Below are 15,816 nucleotides of genomic sequence, written 5' to 3' on the forward strand. Positions count from 1 at the left end.
ATCCGTGGCCGGCTCCGGAAACGGGGCGGGCGCGCGGCCGCCGAGGGGCCGCGGGGCCGCGGGCGTTGCCACCCGCTCCAGAGTATCGCCCGGTCCACGCTTCCAAGATCGGTCATGACGCGTTGACGGCGGGGTTCGGGCGATGTGACGATTCGCCGATGCCCGATCTCCACGCCCGGATGGCCTCCCTGGCCGGTGACCTCACCGCGGCCGTGGTCGCGCGCTGCTCGGCGGAGGTGCCGTTCTACGGGGCGCTGCCGCGCCAGACCCTCGACGGCGAGGTGACCCGGTCGATCGTTGCGGTGCACGGCCTGCTGCTGCGGGGACTGCGTGACGAGGGCGCGATGGGCCCGGGTGACCTGACCCGGCTCATCGAGTGGTCGGCGCGCCGAGCCGAGGAACGCGTGCCCCTGGAGGCGGTGATCGCCGCCTATTTGATCGGCGCCGACGTGTGGTGGCAGGCACTGACCGAGGTCGCGGAGCCCGGGGAACTGGCCGGGGCGGGTGCGAGCCTGCTCGCCTGCCTGCGCGCGGCCATGCCCGCCGTCGTGCTCGCCCACCTGCACGCCCAGGAGGACATCCACAGCGAGGACAAGCGGATACGGCGGGCCCTGCTGACCGCCCTGCTGGCCGGCCGGCCGTACGAGGAACCGGCGGAGGCGGCGCGGGTCGTGGTGGCCGGCGAGCACGAGGTGGTGGCGTTCGCGTTCGCGTCGAACCCGCCGGCCAGGTTGGTGCAGTCCTCGCTCGACGCCCATACGGGCATCCCGGTGCTGATGGACCACGTCGCCGGGATCGCGCTGCTGCCCGGCGGGTCCGACCTGCCCGGCCTGGTGGCCAGGCTCGCGGAGGAGGTGGGAGAGCCCGTTCTCGCCGCCGCCGCCCAGGCCGCCGAACCGGCGGCCATCCCGTCGGCGGCGGAGGAGGCGGGCCGCGTGCTGGAACTCGTCCAGCGGCTCGGCCGCCCGCCCGGGTGCTATCGCCTCGACGACGTGCTGCTGGAGTACCAGCTCGCGCGTCCGGGTGACGGGCTGGTCCGGCTGGCGGCCAAGCTCGACCCGCTGGAGGAGCATCCGTACCTGCTGGAGACGTTGCGCGTGTTCGTCGACCGCGGATACAACCGCCGCCGGACCGCGTTGGAGCTGTGCATCCACCGCAACACCCTGGACTACCGGTTGCACCGGGTGCGCGCGCTGACCGGGTTGGACCTGGCGGTCCCCGCCGAGGCGCGGTTGCTGCAGGCGGCGCTCATCTCCCGGGATCTCGCCTAGTTCGCCTCAGTTCGTCCGGCTCGCATGGCGGGCCTAGGACCTGTTTCGAAGTCCGGTATGTAGCGATGTGTCACGATCACTAAAGGCCTACGGGCACTTCCTCACCCAGAACTACCGCGAGTCCTACGGGATGTTCGCGGTGTCCGGCATCCTGTTCAACCACGAGTCGCCCCGGCGCGGAGCGGAGTTCGTCACCCGCAAGGTGACGCTCGGCGCCGCGAGGATCAAGCTGGGCCCGGCCGCCGACCTGCGGCTCGGCAACCTGGAGGCCCGGCGCGACTGGGGGTACGCCGGCGACTACGTCAAGGCCATGCGCCTGATGCTGCGGGCAGGGACCGCCGAGGACTACGTCATCGGCACCGGCCGGACGCGCTCGGTGCGCGAGCTGGTCGTCGCGGCCTTCGAGGCGGCCGAGCTCGACGGGGAGCGGTACGTCGTGGTCGACCGGTCGCTGCACCGCCCGGCGGAGGTGGACCTGCTGTGCGCCGACCCGAAGAAGGCGAGGGTGCAGCTCGGCTGGGAGCCGACGGTGGGGTTCGAGGGGCTCGTCGCCATGATGGTCGAGGCGGACGTCCGGCTGCTGTCCGACGGTGGCGACCCCGAGCAGGACTCCTCCTGGCCCTGACGGCACCCGCCGCCCCGCGCCCGCCCTGACGCCCGCCGGTGGACCGCCGGGCGCGGGCGGAGTGCCGGGCGCGGGCGGTGTCAGCCGATCCACGCGCCGGTGGTGAAGTTCCCGGTGTTGATCGCCATGACCGGGATCATGATGGCCATGCTCACCAGCCACACCCAGGGTCTTCGCACCCCCGCGACGCCGATGGCGATCCACAGGGGGAACCAGGTCAGCGACCCCCGGCCGATCGACATGTAGAACGACGACAGGGTGAGGAAGGACAGCACCTGGGGGGCGATGTACGCGAACTCCGGCCACTTGCGCCGTACCGCGAGGCAGCCGGCCAGCACCAGCAGCACCGCGGCCGAGATGATCTCCTCGTAGTAGGAGGTGGTGAGCGAGGCGACGTCGTCGGACATGCTCCAGGTGTTGGCGAGCGCCTCCCACGGCCAGACGGCGTGCCGGCCCCAGAACCGGTCCTGCACCGAGTTGTAGGCCAGCCAGTCGCCGGTGCGGGTCCACTGGTAGACGCTGTACAGCACGAGCGGCACACCGGGGAGCGCGAGCCAGGGCAGCAGGCGCCACCCGCCCGGGCGTTTGCGGCCGTTCTCCGCCACCAGGAACATGACGAGCAGCCCGAAGGCCAGGAACAGGCCGGAGATGCGCACCGTGGCGGCTCCGGTGGCGCACAGCGCGGCGTCCTCCCAACGGCCGTTCCTGGCGAGCAGCCACGCCGAGACGGCCAGGGCGAGGAACAGCGCCTCCGAGTAGCCGGAGTACAGGAACACGGCGAACGGGCTGAGGAACAGCGCCGCCACCGCGTACCGGCCGCTGCCTGCCGCGTACGTCTCGGCGAGCCGCGACAGCGCCACCGCGAGCACCGCGCTGGCCACCAGCGAGATGATCATCGTGGCCAGCCGGCCGTCCTCGACGACCGGCCGCATCATCTTGATCAGTATCGCCATGCCGGGGAAGAACGCCGGCAGCTTCCCGGCGTCCTGCATGCCCGGGGGGCCGTCGTAGCCGAACTGGGCGATGGCGATGAAGTTCTCGGCGTCCCAGCGGGTGAACCGGTTGAGGAAGGGGTCGGTGGTCCGGCCAGGGCCGGCCAGGTAGGCGTAGATCAGCACACCGACGTGCGACAGCGCCCAGAGGAGCAGGGCCAGCCGGTCGCCGGGGTCGGTCAGGAACCTGGGCACCCACCGCCGCCCGGCCACCTCACCGGTTGACTCGCCGGTCGCCTTGCTGGAAGTTTCGCCGGAAGTCTCGGCGGTCGTCTCGCCGGGACGTGCGCCGGGTTCCGCGTCGGCCGGTTCCGGCTCCGTGATCTCCACCGGCCCGGCGGACGCGCGATCAGTCACGCGAGAATCCTTATATAACCGCAAAATCCGGGCAACCGGTTGCCCACGGCATGATCCTTCCGTGCCGGCCCGTCCCCGCTCGTCTCCTGCGAAGACCACTTCCGCCCGGTGGCGGGACGCCCCGCCCCGCCGTGAAACTTCCACGCGGTGCTAGCCGCCGTGCCCGCCGTGGAAGGGGGATGTCACGCCCTCGTACCGCAGATGCAGGGCCATCCCCTGGTCGGCGTGCGCGAGGTTGTGGCAGTGGTTCATCCACACGCCGGGATCGACCGCGCGGAACGCCACCTCCCACACCTCGCCGGGGCGGGGACGCGCCGCAGTTCGAGGCGGTCATGGCCGCCATCAGGATGTTTCGTTCAGGGCCGGGACGGCCGCGCACCCGTCCGGCCCGGGTGCGGGCGGGCAAGGCCTGCTCCTCCCAGGCCATCCGTTCTCACCTGCGCCGGCGCGGTATCCGCGCCACGATTCCCGAACCGGCCGACCGGGTTCAAGGCCGGCTACGACGCGGCAGCCGCGGTGGCCGCGGTGGCCGGCCTTCGGCCTTCGGCCGGATCGACCACCGCGATCGCGACACCGTGGAGCGCGGCGTCAACCGGCTCAAGCGCCACCGCGCCCTCGCCACCAGATACGACAAGCTCGCCGTCCGTTACCAGGCCACCATCCCGCCGCCATCGACGACTGGCTCACCTGCCTTTGAAACAGGCTCTAGAGCCACACGCGCAGTTCCTCCTCCCGCGGCGCGAGGACCACGCCCATGCCGGGATGGTCGAAGACCATGACGGGCCGGCGCGCGTCCCAGGCGGCCCAGCCGGGGTCTCCCGAGGTGGCGAAGGCCACCCAGGCGCGGTGCATGGCGTCGGCCAGCGGCTGGGGGGCGCCGGGCCCGGCCAGTTCCTCGCCGGCGCGCAGGGTGTCGAAGACGAAACCGATCTCCAGCGCGTGGCACGCGCCGAGCCCCATGACGGGTGAGCGCCAGGCGAACTCGTAGACGAACGTCCGGGACGGCCGGGAGTCGGCGAGCCGGTTGAGGGGGCCGCGCAGCAGCAGGTCGGTGGCCATCTCGCCGAGGATCTCCCCGGGTCCGACCCCCGGCCGGGTGGCCCGGTACAGCCGCGCCACCCGCCCCGGGATCCGGAACCTCAGCAGCGCCAGCCGCAGGGTGAGACCGCTGATCCGGTCCACCGTCCCGTCCGGCACGAACCACAGCCGGTACTCCTCCCGGTTGGAGCCCAGCAGCAGGTCGACCTCGGGAGGCGGGGGGTCGGCGGGCACCACGTCGCCGTCGACCACGATGTGGAAGCCGGGCCCGCCGCCGATGGGGTCGGCCCTGCCGACCACCGTGGCCTGCACGTCCAGCAGCCGCTCGCGGTCCACCGCCGCGAACGCCTCGGCCGTGGCCGGCACCCGCAGCGCCCTCGCCATCGATCTCACGATCTTCGCGCCCTCGCCGCGCGGCACCGTGTGCGGCGGGCCGCTCTGCAGGATCGCCCGGTGGAACAGGCCGGCCGCGCGCGGGCTGGTCATCAGGGCCGCGATGGCGATGGCTCCGGCGGACTCCCCGCACACGGTGACGTTGCCCGGGTCTCCGCCGAAGGCGGCGATGTTCTCCCTGACCCAGGTCAGGGCCGCGATCTGGTCGAGCAGGCCGCGGTTGTCTGGCGCGTCGGGGAAGACGCCGAACCCCTCGACCCCGAGCCGGTAGTTGATCGAGACGAGGACCACGCCGTCGCGCGCGAAGGCCCGCCCGTCGTAGAGCGGCAGGCTCGCCGAGCCGTTGCGCATCGAGCCCCCGTGGATCCAGACCATCACCGGCAGCCGGTCCTCACCGGCGGCCGGAGTCCAGACGTTGAGGTTGAGACACTCGTCGCCGGGGATGTCCGGATCGGGGATCAGCCGGTCGAGAGGCGGCCGGTAGGGCCTCTTGGGGGCGGTCGGCCCGTACTCCAGCGCGTCACGCACCCCCTCCCAGGGCTCGACGGGAGCCGGGGCGAGGAAACGGTGGGCGCCGAAGGGCGGGGCGGCGTAGGGAACGCCGAGGAAGGTCGCGATCCCGTCCTGGACGCGGCCCCTGACCTTGCCGTGCCGGGTGGTCGCGATGATGTCCATCTCGGTCCTTTTCGATGGGTGGCCGGCGGGCCGCCCCTGGCCGTGGCGGGGCCGGGGGCGGGCGCGACGGGGATCGGGCGCCGCGGGTCGCGGCGGGAGCGATCTTCCGGGCCGGGTCAGGGAGCGGTGACGGGGATCTGGGTGGCCCGGGCGTTGCGACGGACGTCGGACCAGGTGCGGGTGTCGGCGCAGATGCCGCAACCGGGGCCGAAGAACTGGGTACGGGCCGCCTGGTCGTCCATGAGGTGCAGGCGGAACCAGGCGGTCGTCGGCGCGGCGAACGGCCCGGCCCCGCCCACCACGGTGAAGTGGTCGGCCCCGCGCAACTCGCCGTAGATGGCCGGGATGTGGTCGGCGGCGTTGTAGAAGACCCTCACCAGGGCGGGGAGGACGATGCTGTCGCGCTGGCCGGCCAGCAGGAGCGCCGGGCCGTGTACGGCGTTGATGTTGGCCAGCGGTCCGGGCTGGATGGGCAGGACGGTGTCCACCCGCGGGTCCGCGCCGACGACGACGGCCGCCGCGCCGCCCTGGGAGTGACCGGACGCGCCGACGCGCCCCAGGTCGACGCGGTCGTGGAAGACGCTGCTCGGGTCGGCGTTCCTGCGGGTGAGCAGGTCGATGCCGGCGCGCATGGAGATGCCGAGGTTGGACTGCGGGGTGTTGGCGGCGGCGACGACGAAGCCGTGGCTGGCCCAGTGCAGCAGCAGATCCCGGTAGACGACCGGGAAGGCGAAGGTGCCGTTGCCCCACACGATCACCGGATGGCGGCGGTCGCTCCGTGCGATGTCACGCGGGTAGTACAGGGTGTTCACCGTCCCGATCTCCACGGCGGTGGCGTAGGGGCCGAGGGCGCCGAAGTCGGCGGCCGACGCGGCGCCGGCGGCGGGGGCGGCGGACGCCGAGGCGGCGCCCACGCCGGCCGGGGCGGACAGGACGAGGACGAGGGCGATCGAGGTCAGCGGGACGAGCAGTTTTCTCCACAGCACGGCGAACTCCTGACGCCACGGTGAACCGGAGGTTTCGTCCGGCTCACACCTTGTTTGATCGCACATCCTGAAGGAGGAATCGACGGCCGTCTCTGCGCAATCGCGGCAATCACCGACGCCGGAGTTTGTGTGATGTTCCGACCGCCGCGGGAACGGGCGGGCGACGCCTCCCGCTCACGTTCGACGAGCCGGGACCCGGCCGGGCGGAGGCCGCCGGCGGCGCGGGCCGGCTCGGTGGTGTGGCTGGACGTGGACGGATCAGACGGCTCGGCTACGAGGAGTCGTCCTCCGGTGGTGCCTTGCGGAGGCGCAGGACGAAGCGTGCGCCTCCGGAGGGTGAGGTTCCGACCTGGAGCGTCCCGTCGTGGGCGTGGGCGATGCTACGGGCGATGGCGAGGCCGAGGCCCGTGCCTCCGCGGTCGCGGCTGCGGGCCGCGTCCAGCCGGGCGAACCGTTCGAAGATCCGTCCCCGGTCGGTCTCGGCGATGCCTTCCCCGTCGTCGTCGACGATGACCTCGGCGCCGTCGCCGTTCGCCCGCACCTCGACGACCACCGTCTCCCTGGCGTGCCGCTCGGCGTTGTCCAGCAGGTTGGTGACGGCGCGGCCGATCTGGCTGTGCACGGCGTCGACGGGCACTTCCGGAGCGAGGACGAGCCGCATTTTCCGCGGATCCGCCCGCCGCGAGACCTCCGCCCGTACCAGCGTCGCCAGATCGATCCTTTCCCGAAGGCCGGGCGGGCTGCACTCGATCTTGGCCAGCAGGAGCAGGTCGGTGATGATCGACTGCAGCCGGTCGAGGTCGGACAGCGAGTGCGCGAGCAGATCGTTCAGGTCGGTCTCGCCGGGGTGCAGCTGAGCCTCCTCCAGCTGGGCGCGAAGCCCGGCGAGAGGGGTGCGCAGCTCGTGGGAGGCGTCGGCGGTGAACTGCCGCTGACGTTCCATGGCACCCTCCAGGCGGGCCAGGGTGCGGTTGACGCTGTCGGCCAGCTCGTGGATCTCGTCATCGCCGGGTGATACGGGCACCCGGCGATCGAGGGAGTTCGCGTTGATCTCGTCGAGTTCGGTGCGAACGGCGGTCACCGGCTTGAGGGACACGGTGACGATCCGGTGGCCGATGCAGGTGATGGTGCCGGCGAGCACCGCCATGCCCCCGATGACCGCCGTGGCCAGCCACGGATCGACCAGCGGGGGAACCGTGGGAGAGGCACTGTAGACGACCCACCTCTCTCCCCCCCGATGGGCCCACTGCGCGACCACGAGGTCGCATTCGCCGAGCAGGAAGTCACCGCCGCACACGACGGAGGTGGCGACGTTCATTCCGTCGGGGGTGAACGTCGCCATGGGCGGTTTGCCGTACAGCCGCGGGGTCGAGGCGACGACCCTGCCCTTCGAGTCGACGACCTGCAGGTTGCGGGACCGGCGCTGCGCCAGGGGGTACTCCAGACGGTTCCGCTCTATTTGCACGGCCACGCGGCCGCCGGCAGCGGTGATCTCCTCGATGAGGGAATCGGTGACGAAACGGTTGATCGAGAACATGAGCATCGTCGCCACCAGTGAGCACAGCAGAAGCGCCACCACACCCGTGAACAGAGTGATGCGGGTCGTGATCGAGCTTCGCCGTCCTGTACTCATCCTCCGGTTCCCCCTGGCCAGTGGACCATATAGGCCACCCGGCCCTGTGAGGGGGGTGGGTGCCGGCCTCCAGCGGCGCCCGAGCGGCACCCGGAGGGCCGTCTCCCGCGCCCTCCCGGGCCGTAAACGCTCACCGGGCAGCGGAACGGAGAGCCCGCCTCACCTTCGTCGGGGTGGAGGCGAGCGTGCGGCCGGTCACGCGGGAAGCGGTCGCGGTCGGCTACGAGGGGTGAAGCAGGCTGCTGAAGGGCGCCGGGGCCTCGAAGGGGTCGGCGGGGTCGGCGGGGTCGGGGGGGTCGCGGCGGTCGACCTCGCGGGCGAGTTCGGCGGCCGCTCGATCGACCCGTCTCGCCAGGGGCTCCTCGGTGCCCTCGGCGGCGCCCCAGTCCTCGGGACCGGCGAAGACCCCGGTCGGGACGACCACGGCCCGCAGGTAGGAGAAGAGCGGCCGTAGCCCGTGTTCGAGCACCAGCGAGTGCCTCGCCGTGCCGCCGGTCGCGGCGATCAGCACGGGTTTGCCGATCAGCGCGGTGTCGTCGAGCACGTCGACGAACATCTTGAACAGCCCGTTGTACGACGTGGTGAAGGTCGGCGTCACCGCGATCAACCCGTCGGCGCGGGCGACCTTCTGGAGCACCCGCTCCAGTTCCTCGGACGGATATCCGACGATCAGGTTGTTGACCAGGTCGTGGCCGTGGTCACGTACTTCGATCGTCTCGAGATCCACCTCCGCGCCGAGCCGTTCCAGTTCGCGTCGCGTCGCCTCGGCCAGCCGGTCGGCGAGCAACCGCGTGGACGAGGGCTGCCGCAGGCCGGCGGCCACCACCGCGATGGTGCGCTTCAACGTCCGGCCTCCTTCGCCGCTTTCAGGGAGGCGTGCGTGGGCGCGTCCGGCACGTGCGCGGGCCGGTCGGCGGCGAACTCCTTCCGGAGCACCTGAGCGATCTCCCCGAGCTGTTCGATCTGCTCCAGCACGACCGCGCGCGGCACCCCCAGCGCGTCGACGTTGAAGAGCTGCCGCTGGTAGTCGCCGCCGGCGAACTCCCGGAACTCCATCGTCCGCTCGATCACCTGCTGCGGGCTGCCGACCAGCAGGGCGGTGTCCCGCGCCGTCTCCTCCAGCGACGGCCCGCCGCCGTAGACCGGCGAGGCGTCGTAGTACGGGCGGAACTCGCGGATCGCGTCCTGCGAGTTCTTCCGGACGTACAGCTGGGCGGCGAGACCGACGATCGCCTGGTCCGCCGGGCCGTGGCCGTAGTGCTCGAACCGCCGGCGGTACAGCCCGACCATCTGCCGGACGTGCCGCTTCGGCCAGAGCACGTTGTTGTGGAAGAACCCGTCACCGTAGTACGCGGCCTGTTCGGCGATCTCGGGGCTGCGGATCGAGCCGTGCCAGACGAACGGCGGTACGCCGTCCAGTGGCCGCGGTGTCGAGGTGAATCCCTGCAGCGGCGTACGGAACCGGCCCTCCCAGTCGACGACCTCCTCCTGCCAGAGCCTGCGCAGCAGCGCGTAGTTCTCGACGGCGAGAGCGATCCCGTCCCGGATGTCCTTGCCGAACCAGGGGTAGACCGGCCCGGTGTTGCCCCGGCCCATCATCAGGTCGACCCGGCCGTCGGCCAGGTGCTGCAACATCGCGTAGTCCTCGGCGATCTTCACCGGGTCGTTGGTGGTGATCAGCGTGGTCGAGGTCGACAGGATGATCCGGTTCGTCCGGGCGGCGACGTGGCCCAGGATCGTGGTCGGCGACGAGGGCATGAACGGCGGGTTGTGGTGCTCGCCGATCGCGAAGACGTCGAGCCCGACCTGCTCGGCCAGCTCGGCGTACTCCAGTACCGCCTTGATCCGCTCACGCTCCGTGACGGGGCGGCCGGTGACCGGGTCACCGACCACGTCCCCCACCCCGAAGATCCCGATTTGCATCTTCATCCCCGTCTTTTCGGCATCTGTTATTGATCGATCCCCGGTGCGGCCCCGCTCCCCAGGCGGTACCGGCCGGCCGGGAACACCGCGACTCCCGTCGAGGTGCCTCGGATCACGCCGCCCTGACCGTCGCGAGGGCGTTGCTCCAGGAGACGACCTGGTCGAGCATCGCGTCGACCGACGCGACGTGGTACTCGGCGGGGGCGAACTCGGTGTAGTTCTTGAAGTCCGTCATCAGCGACAGCGCGACCTGGGCGCGCACGGTGGCGACCTTCAGCTCGGCCATCACCAGGCGCAGGTGCTCGACGGCGCGGGCGCCGCCGACGGAGCCGTAGCTGACGAAGCCGGCCGCCTTGTCGTTCCACTCCGCGAACAGGAAGTCGATGGCGTTCTTCAGCGCGCCGGAGGTGGAGTGGTTGTACTCGGGCGTGACGAAGACGAAACCGTCGAACGACGCGATCTTCTCCGCCCAGGCCAGCGTGTGCGGCCTGCTGTAGCGACCGGCCGCCGGCGGGAGCTCCTCGTCCAGGTGCGGCAGCTTGAAATCGGCGATGTCGACCAGCTCGAACTCGGCGTCACCGCGCCGTCCGGCGATGTCGAGCACCCACCTGGCCACGGCCTCGCCGACACGGCCAGGACGGGTGCTTCCGATGATGATCGCGATCTTGGGCATGAGGTCCTCTCAGAGGTTGCGCGCGGGCGTCCCGCACCGGCGACGGAGATTCCGCGCCGGCTCTGAGCCTGGTACCTCGGCGTGCATTTTTTGTTCACGTTTTGTGCAGGGGCGGCCGCCCCCTCCCCGCAGGCGGAACCCGCCTACCCGGCTTGACGGCGGCCGGGCTCTCCCAGGCCCGCCCGACCGATCATGTCGGCCAGCCACCGTGCCGGCGCCTCGCCGATCCCGGCGACCTGCGCGGCGGTCTCCCGCAGGTTCTCCCACTCGTCCCGCATCCAGGCCCGGGCCGTCCCGGCACCGTCGAACTCCAGCCCGGCCTCTCCCCCGGCCTCTTCGGGGGCGAGGCCGGGGGAGAGGCCGGGGACGAGGCCGGGGTCGGTGGCCAGCAGGGCGTTGCGCAGCGTGGCCGCGTAGAACCGCGTCAGTCTGGCCAGCGCGGCGTGGCAGGCGGCCTCGCCCTCCTCGAGCAACGCCCGGGAGCGGGCGTACTTGCGAATCGGGTTGTGGAAGCGGTAGCGCTCGCCGGCGGTCTCCACGAGGTGAACATCGGCGAGCGACTCCAGCAGGCTCTCGGTCTTGTGCGGCGCCAGATCGAGCACGGCCGTCGCCGCGCTCAGCGAGAAGTCGGCCGCCTGTGGCACGGCCAGGAGCCGGAGCGCCCGGACCTGGTTCCTGGGCAGGGCGCGCACCGCGGACTCGTACCTGCCCTCGATCGCCCCGCACTCCTCGAACCCCCACTCCGGGTGGTGACCGCGGACACCCAGCCTTCTCACCGCGGTCGCCAGGCTCCAGTCCGGCCGCGACGCCAGGCGGGCCCCGACCGTGTGGACCACCTGCGGCAGTCCCGCGGTGAACTCGTACAGGCGACGGGCCTCGCCGGGTTCCGCCCGGATCCGTGCCGCGCCCAGCATCCGCTCCAGCAACGCGCGTGCCTCCGGCTCCGAGAACGGGTCGAGCTTGGTCCAGCGCGCGTGGGACAGCCCGAACAGCCACCGCTGGGCGGTGATGACGACCGCCGCCCCGCCTGCGCCGGGCAGGAGCGGCCGCACCTGGTCCGCGTCGCGCGCGTCGTCCAGCACCACCAGCGACCGGCGGCCGATGGTCAGCGACCGCCAGAGCGCGGCACGCTCACCGGAGGACTCCGGGGGTGCCTCGACCCCGGCCGCGCGCAGCAGGACCGCGAGAGGGTCCCCCGACGCGCCCAGGTCGACGAAGAACTGGCCGTCCGGGAACTCGCCGGCCAGCCTGTGCCCGAGGTGGACCGCCAAAGTGGTCTTGCCGATGCCGGGAAGCCCGGCGATACCGATCACCGGCACCTGCGTGTCGGAAGCCTCCAGCATCCCGGCCAGCCGGCGCACCTCGCCGGACCTTCCGGTGAACTCCGGCAGGTCCGGCGGCAGTGATCTGGAAGTCTCGACCGCCCCGGCCCCGGCGTGCCGTGATCCGGCCACCGCCGGCCCGTCCCGCCTCGGGGTGTCCAGCGAGGGGTCCGAAGCCAGGATGCGCCGCTGCATCTCCCGCAGCCCCGGCCCCGGATCGAGGCCCAGCTCGTCGGCCAGCAACCGCTGCGTCTCCTGGAACAGCGCGAGCGCGTCCGCCTTCCGCCCCGACCGGTACAACGCCAGCATGAGCAGTTCGCGGGGCCGTTCCCGCAGGGGCTGTTCGACCACCATCGACGCCAGCGAGGGCCCGGCCTCGGCGTGCCGGCCCAGCCGGAGGTCGGCGGCGGCCAGGTCCTCGATCGCCGCGAACCGGAGTTCGATCAGCCGGGTGCGCTCGTTCTCGAGGTACCCGCCCGGTACGCCGGCCAGCGGGGTGCCCTTCCAGAGCCCGAGGGCGGCGCGCAGCTCGGTCGCCTCGGTCTCGTGGTCACCGATCCGCCGGGCGTCGTAGGCGGCCCTGATCCGCCGCTGGAAGTCGGCGAGATCGAGGGTCCCGGCCGTCACCGGCAACGCGTAGCCACCGGCCACGGACTCGATCACCACGGCCGTCGAACCGTCTTCCAGGACCCTGCGAAGCCGCGAGACATAGGACCGGATCATCCCCGCCGCGGCGGACGGCGGCTCCTCACCCCAGATCGCCGAGATCAACTGGTCCTGCGACGTCACCGCGCCCTCGCGCAGCAGCAGGACGCCGAGGAGCGCACGCTGCTGAGGGGCGCCGAGGCCGATCTCGACCTCCCCGCGCCACGCCCTGACCGGTCCGAGCAGCTCCCAGCGCAGACCTTCGGTCACCGCGGGCTCATCTTGCAAACCACCTGAGCGATGAACTCGGTACGTGGACACGCCGCCTCCCGTGAGTCCGCATGCGAATAGTGATGACGCCGCCGCACCCCGGCGGCACACAGCCCCATAGAACGCCCTGGCCTGCGCTTATCATCCGCCCGCCCGCCGGTGGACGCGAAATGCCGGAGCGGGCGGGGTGCGGAAGCTCCCGCGAGACCGCCGGGAAACCCTACGGGATCGACGAACACCACGAGACGGACGAGGCAGGAGGTCACCTCGCGGCGATTCGTCGGCGCGGGAACGACGAGTGAGCTCCGTCACGTCAAAGATCACATGGAGGTCGTCCCCCACAGGATCAGAATCGCGATCGTTCTGATCCTTTCTCCGGCCCTGACCGGAACCGTGATGGTACTCATCGCGCTGCTCGCCTACGCGCAGAGCTCGCTCACCCTGCCGTACTACGAGGACCCGAGCGAGATCTCGGCGGCGATGTGGCGCTCCGCGGCGAGCCTATCCGGCATGAGCTTCCGTGACCGGCTACTCGGGCTCGGCGTGTTCGCCGCGGTGACCACCGCCGCTTTCGGCGTGATCGCGTTGAAGGTACGGCGCGGCGCACGCCGGCCCACGCTCCTCCTCGCGGTGGCCGCCGGACTGACCGCCGTTTACGTGGCCGCGCTCTGGCCGGTCCACCTCGAGCAGTTGTCCACCCACATGGTCGTGACCGGCAGGGGGGAATCGCCGCACATCGTCAATCTGCGTCAGCCCGGCTGGTACTCCCCTCTCCGTGGCGTCCTGCTCGTGGTCGCCGCGGTCGCGCAGGTGCAGGGTCTCCTTCTGCTGACCGACGGTCACGGAGTGTCATGGTTGCCCACGCCGAACACCTCGCGATCCCGGCCGTCCCCGTCGTGGTGGGCGGCCTGATCCTGCTGTTCGGCCACGGGCGCGCACGGATATGGGCCGGCCTGGTGGCCGGGGTCCTCGGACTGCCCTACGCGCTGGCCCTGCTGGAGTCCGCCCTGCATTACAGCGACACGAGCCTTTTCCACAATTACGTGGCCACCGAGGTCGAAGCACCCTGGTGGAACCGGCACGCGATATCGACCGCGGGCACCGCTGTTTTCCTCCTGCACGTGGCGAGCCTGGCCCTCCTCTTCCGGGACCCCGTCCTCCGGGACGAACAACGTGGTCCTGCCTCCAGGTGACGCCCGGGAAGGCCGCGGCGCGCCTCTCGGGCGGCACTCGCCGTACGGGATCGGCCCGGCGGTACCGGCCGCCTTACTTCCCCCGCCACTGCGGGTTCGAGCTTGAGTAAACACCGTGGGCGCTGTTAGCTTCACCCGGTGGACGACATGGCGGCACGAACGGAGACGATCGAGGACTTCGCGGCGGCTCTGCGAGAACTTCGCAAATCGGTCGGCAACCCACCTTTTCGGGAGATGTCTGGCCGGTCGGGGGCGATATCGCACACGACGTTGCACGAAGCCACGAAGGGGAACCGGCTTCCGAGCTGGGAGACCACCGTCGAGTTCGCCAAGGCGTGCGGCGCGGACCCGGCCGCGTACCGCGAACGCTGGGAGAGGGCGAACCTGGCGGTCAGATCGGCGAGCGCCGGAGATCCCTCAGTCCGCGCGGGCACCTCGGTGGCCGTCCCGCCCGGTGGACTCGGGGCCTCCGCCCCGGACCCCGCGGGAAGCCGCACCGTGCACGTCGCCATCGGGTCGCAGGCGCCACGGCCGGCTGATGAGACCTCGGCACCCGCGCCGCCGCCACCGCCCGGCGAGATCAGGGGCGACCTCCGGCTGACCCACCCCGCGCCGGAGGGCCGAGGGCGATTCCGGCTGACCCACCTGGCCGCGGCCGCGCTCGCGGCGGCGGCCGTCGGTATGGGGACGGCGGTCCTGATCACGGCCACCGTCAATCGCGGCTCCGGGACCGACGGGCACAGCCCGAACCCGTCCGGCAGCCCGTCCAGCAGCCCGTCGAAGGACTCGCCGTCGGCGGCCGACTGCCCGGTGAGCCCGACCAACCCGCCGTGGGGCCCGCCCGCGCACAAGGGTGATTCGGCGGTGTTCGTCGGGGACATCACGCTCCCCGACTGCACGCGCGTCGACCCCGGCCAGACCACGACCAAGGTGTGGCGGCTCAAGAACGCCGGGACCGTGCCCTGGAAGGGATATTCACTGCATCGTCTCGACCCCCAGCGACCCGACGAATGCCGGACCGTCTCCGACGTACCGATCAAGGACACGCGCCCCGGGAGGATGGTCGACATCCGGACCGACATCACCGCGCCGAAGAACCCGGGCTTCTGCTATGTGCGGTTCAAGATGATGGACGGCTCGGGACGGGTCGCGTTCCCCGGAGGCCGGCCGCTCAACTTCCAGGTCATCGTCGACTGACGCCCGCCTCCCCGCCGTGCGTCGCACGGCGGGGAGGCGGGGGCGTCCTCCTCCTCATCGAAGATCGCGGTGCGTCATCGGATGTTGTAGCCCTGGGAGTTCCAGAACGAGTGCGGGTTCGGGTTGCTCAGCGTCGGGTCGTCGACGCTCTTGGCGGCGCGCGTCTGCCGTCCGGGGCGCATCTCGACGTGGGTGTGTGCGGATGAACTGCTCGACACCCCGCGCCACGCCTCGTCGGCGATGAGCTGGCCTCGCGAGATCTGCTGGCCCACGCGCAGGGAGGACTTCGGGGCGGAGTGCAGGTAGATGATCGTCTTGTTCAGCGAGGCGTTGTAGACGGCGATCGTGGAGAGCCCCGAGCGGCCGTTGCTCCCGCGCGCGAGGTTGATGATCTGGCCGCTCACCAGGGCATGGACATCCGCGCCCACCCCGCGGGCGAAGTCGATGCCCTCATGCCGGCCGGGCGTGTTCTTGTAGCCGTCGAAGCCGCTGCTGATGTGGCCGCCGCCGGCCTTGTACAGCGCGTACGTCATGTTGACGCGCGTCGACGACGGCGGCGGCGTGGAGCCCAGGAACTGGTGCGAGGCGTTCTGGTTCTTGAGGGTGGGGCTCAGGTTGCCCCT

The 15,816-nt window shown here is 71.6% G+C and carries 15 protein-coding genes; 5 read left to right on the plus strand and 10 right to left on the minus strand.

Annotated features, from left to right (window positions below):
* Positions 1 to 158 precede the first annotated feature (158 nt).
* Complete coding sequence (locus ACTOQ3_RS40195) at positions 159 to 1,271, plus strand: PucR family transcriptional regulator (protein ID WP_440089061.1); 1,113 nt, start codon at positions 159 to 161, stop codon at positions 1,269 to 1,271.
* A 67-nt stretch (positions 1,272 to 1,338) separates the two neighbouring features.
* The gene (locus ACTOQ3_RS40200) at positions 1,339 to 1,896 is read left to right on the plus strand and encodes a GDP-mannose 4,6-dehydratase (protein ID WP_440089063.1); all 558 of its coding nucleotides are present in this window, start codon (positions 1,339 to 1,341) and stop codon (positions 1,894 to 1,896) included.
* A gap of 80 nt (positions 1,897 to 1,976) precedes the next feature.
* Here ACTOQ3_RS40200 and ACTOQ3_RS40205 read toward each other — a convergent pair whose 3' ends face one another.
* The 9 genes from ACTOQ3_RS40205 to ACTOQ3_RS40245 all read right to left on the minus strand — a co-directional run bounded on the left by ACTOQ3_RS40205 (position 1,977) and on the right by ACTOQ3_RS40245 (position 12,803).
* Positions 1,977 to 3,245: a mannosyltransferase family protein gene (locus ACTOQ3_RS40205; protein ID WP_440089065.1), complete on the minus strand. Its 1,269-nt coding sequence runs from the start codon at positions 3,243 to 3,245 to the stop codon at positions 1,977 to 1,979.
* 150 nt (positions 3,246 to 3,395) lie between these two features.
* The gene (locus ACTOQ3_RS40210) at positions 3,396 to 3,539 is read right to left on the minus strand and encodes a multicopper oxidase domain-containing protein (RefSeq protein WP_440089066.1); all 144 of its coding nucleotides are present in this window, start codon (positions 3,537 to 3,539) and stop codon (positions 3,396 to 3,398) included.
* Positions 3,540 to 3,950: 411 nt separating this feature from the next.
* Complete coding sequence (locus ACTOQ3_RS40215) at positions 3,951 to 5,351, minus strand: carboxylesterase/lipase family protein (protein WP_440089068.1); 1,401 nt, start codon at positions 5,349 to 5,351, stop codon at positions 3,951 to 3,953.
* 116 nt (positions 5,352 to 5,467) lie between these two features.
* Positions 5,468 to 6,337 (minus strand): poly(ethylene terephthalate) hydrolase family protein, encoded by an 870-nt coding sequence (locus ACTOQ3_RS40220; RefSeq protein WP_440089070.1) that lies wholly within the window; start codon positions 6,335 to 6,337, stop codon positions 5,468 to 5,470.
* 271 nt (positions 6,338 to 6,608) lie between these two features.
* On the minus strand, positions 6,609 to 7,970 hold the full coding sequence (locus ACTOQ3_RS40225) for a HAMP domain-containing sensor histidine kinase (protein ID WP_440089072.1): 1,362 nt from the start codon (positions 7,968 to 7,970) through the stop codon (positions 6,609 to 6,611).
* A gap of 220 nt (positions 7,971 to 8,190) precedes the next feature.
* Positions 8,191 to 8,814 carry an FMN reductase gene (locus tag ACTOQ3_RS40230; RefSeq protein WP_440089073.1) on the minus strand — a complete coding sequence of 208 codons (624 nt, stop codon included), beginning with the start codon at positions 8,812 to 8,814 and terminating at the stop codon, positions 8,191 to 8,193.
* On the minus strand, positions 8,811 to 9,893 hold the full coding sequence (locus ACTOQ3_RS40235; protein ID WP_440089084.1) for a CE1758 family FMN-dependent luciferase-like monooxygenase: 1,083 nt from the start codon (positions 9,891 to 9,893) through the stop codon (positions 8,811 to 8,813). The genes ACTOQ3_RS40230 and ACTOQ3_RS40235 overlap by 4 nt, the downstream gene beginning before the upstream one ends.
* Positions 9,894 to 10,005: 112 nt before the next feature.
* The gene (locus ACTOQ3_RS40240; protein ID WP_440089074.1) at positions 10,006 to 10,566 is read right to left on the minus strand and encodes an NADPH-dependent FMN reductase; all 561 of its coding nucleotides are present in this window, start codon (positions 10,564 to 10,566) and stop codon (positions 10,006 to 10,008) included.
* A 143-nt stretch (positions 10,567 to 10,709) separates the two neighbouring features.
* Positions 10,710 to 12,803 carry a BTAD domain-containing putative transcriptional regulator gene (locus tag ACTOQ3_RS40245; protein WP_440089076.1) on the minus strand — a complete coding sequence of 698 codons (2,094 nt, stop codon included), beginning with the start codon at positions 12,801 to 12,803 and terminating at the stop codon, positions 10,710 to 10,712.
* 396 nt (positions 12,804 to 13,199) lie between these two features.
* Here ACTOQ3_RS40245 and ACTOQ3_RS40250 point away from each other — a divergent pair, with 396 nt between their 5' ends.
* The 3 genes from ACTOQ3_RS40250 to ACTOQ3_RS40260 all read left to right on the plus strand — a co-directional run bounded on the left by ACTOQ3_RS40250 (position 13,200) and on the right by ACTOQ3_RS40260 (position 15,193).
* Positions 13,200 to 13,715 (plus strand): hypothetical protein, encoded by a 516-nt coding sequence (locus ACTOQ3_RS40250; protein ID WP_440089077.1) that lies wholly within the window; start codon positions 13,200 to 13,202, stop codon positions 13,713 to 13,715.
* The gene (locus tag ACTOQ3_RS40255; protein ID WP_440089078.1) at positions 13,655 to 13,996 is read left to right on the plus strand and encodes a hypothetical protein; all 342 of its coding nucleotides are present in this window, start codon (positions 13,655 to 13,657) and stop codon (positions 13,994 to 13,996) included. Before ACTOQ3_RS40250 ends, ACTOQ3_RS40255 begins: the two co-directional genes overlap by 61 nt.
* 270 nt (positions 13,997 to 14,266) lie before the next feature.
* Complete coding sequence (locus ACTOQ3_RS40260; protein ID WP_440089080.1) at positions 14,267 to 15,193, plus strand: NBR1-Ig-like domain-containing protein; 927 nt, start codon at positions 14,267 to 14,269, stop codon at positions 15,191 to 15,193.
* A 74-nt stretch (positions 15,194 to 15,267) separates the two neighbouring features.
* Here the strand turns inward: ACTOQ3_RS40260 and ACTOQ3_RS40265 are convergent.
* Positions 15,268 to 15,816, minus strand: a 549-nt coding sequence (locus ACTOQ3_RS40265) for a peptidoglycan DD-metalloendopeptidase family protein (RefSeq protein ID WP_440089081.1), incomplete at its 5' end; no start/stop codon positions are given.

Origin of the sequence: Streptosporangium sp. LJ11, from assembly GCF_051918945.1 — a bacterium.
GTDB lineage: Bacteria > Actinomycetota > Actinomycetes > Streptosporangiales > Streptosporangiaceae > Streptosporangium.

What these genes read in the sequence shown, in the direction of transcription:
- ACTOQ3_RS40195 (WP_440089061.1), top strand. Translation starts at nt 159, where the DNA reads ATGCCCGATCTCCACGCCCGGATGGCCTCCCTGGCCGGTGACCTCACC.
- ACTOQ3_RS40215 (WP_440089068.1), bottom strand. Translation starts at nt 5,351, where the DNA reads ATGGACATCATCGCGACCACCCGGCACGGCAAGGTCAGGGGCCGCGTC.
- ACTOQ3_RS40225 (WP_440089072.1), bottom strand. Translation starts at nt 7,970, where the DNA reads ATGAGTACAGGACGGCGAAGCTCGATCACGACCCGCATCACTCTGTTC.
- ACTOQ3_RS40235 (WP_440089084.1), bottom strand. Translation starts at nt 9,893, where the DNA reads ATGCAAATCGGGATCTTCGGGGTGGGGGACGTGGTCGGTGACCCGGTC.
- ACTOQ3_RS40240 (WP_440089074.1), bottom strand. Translation starts at nt 10,566, where the DNA reads ATGCCCAAGATCGCGATCATCATCGGAAGCACCCGTCCTGGCCGTGTC.
- ACTOQ3_RS40250 (WP_440089077.1), top strand. Translation starts at nt 13,200, where the DNA reads ATGGTACTCATCGCGCTGCTCGCCTACGCGCAGAGCTCGCTCACCCTG.
- ACTOQ3_RS40255 (WP_440089078.1), top strand. Translation starts at nt 13,655, where the DNA reads ATGGTTGCCCACGCCGAACACCTCGCGATCCCGGCCGTCCCCGTCGTG.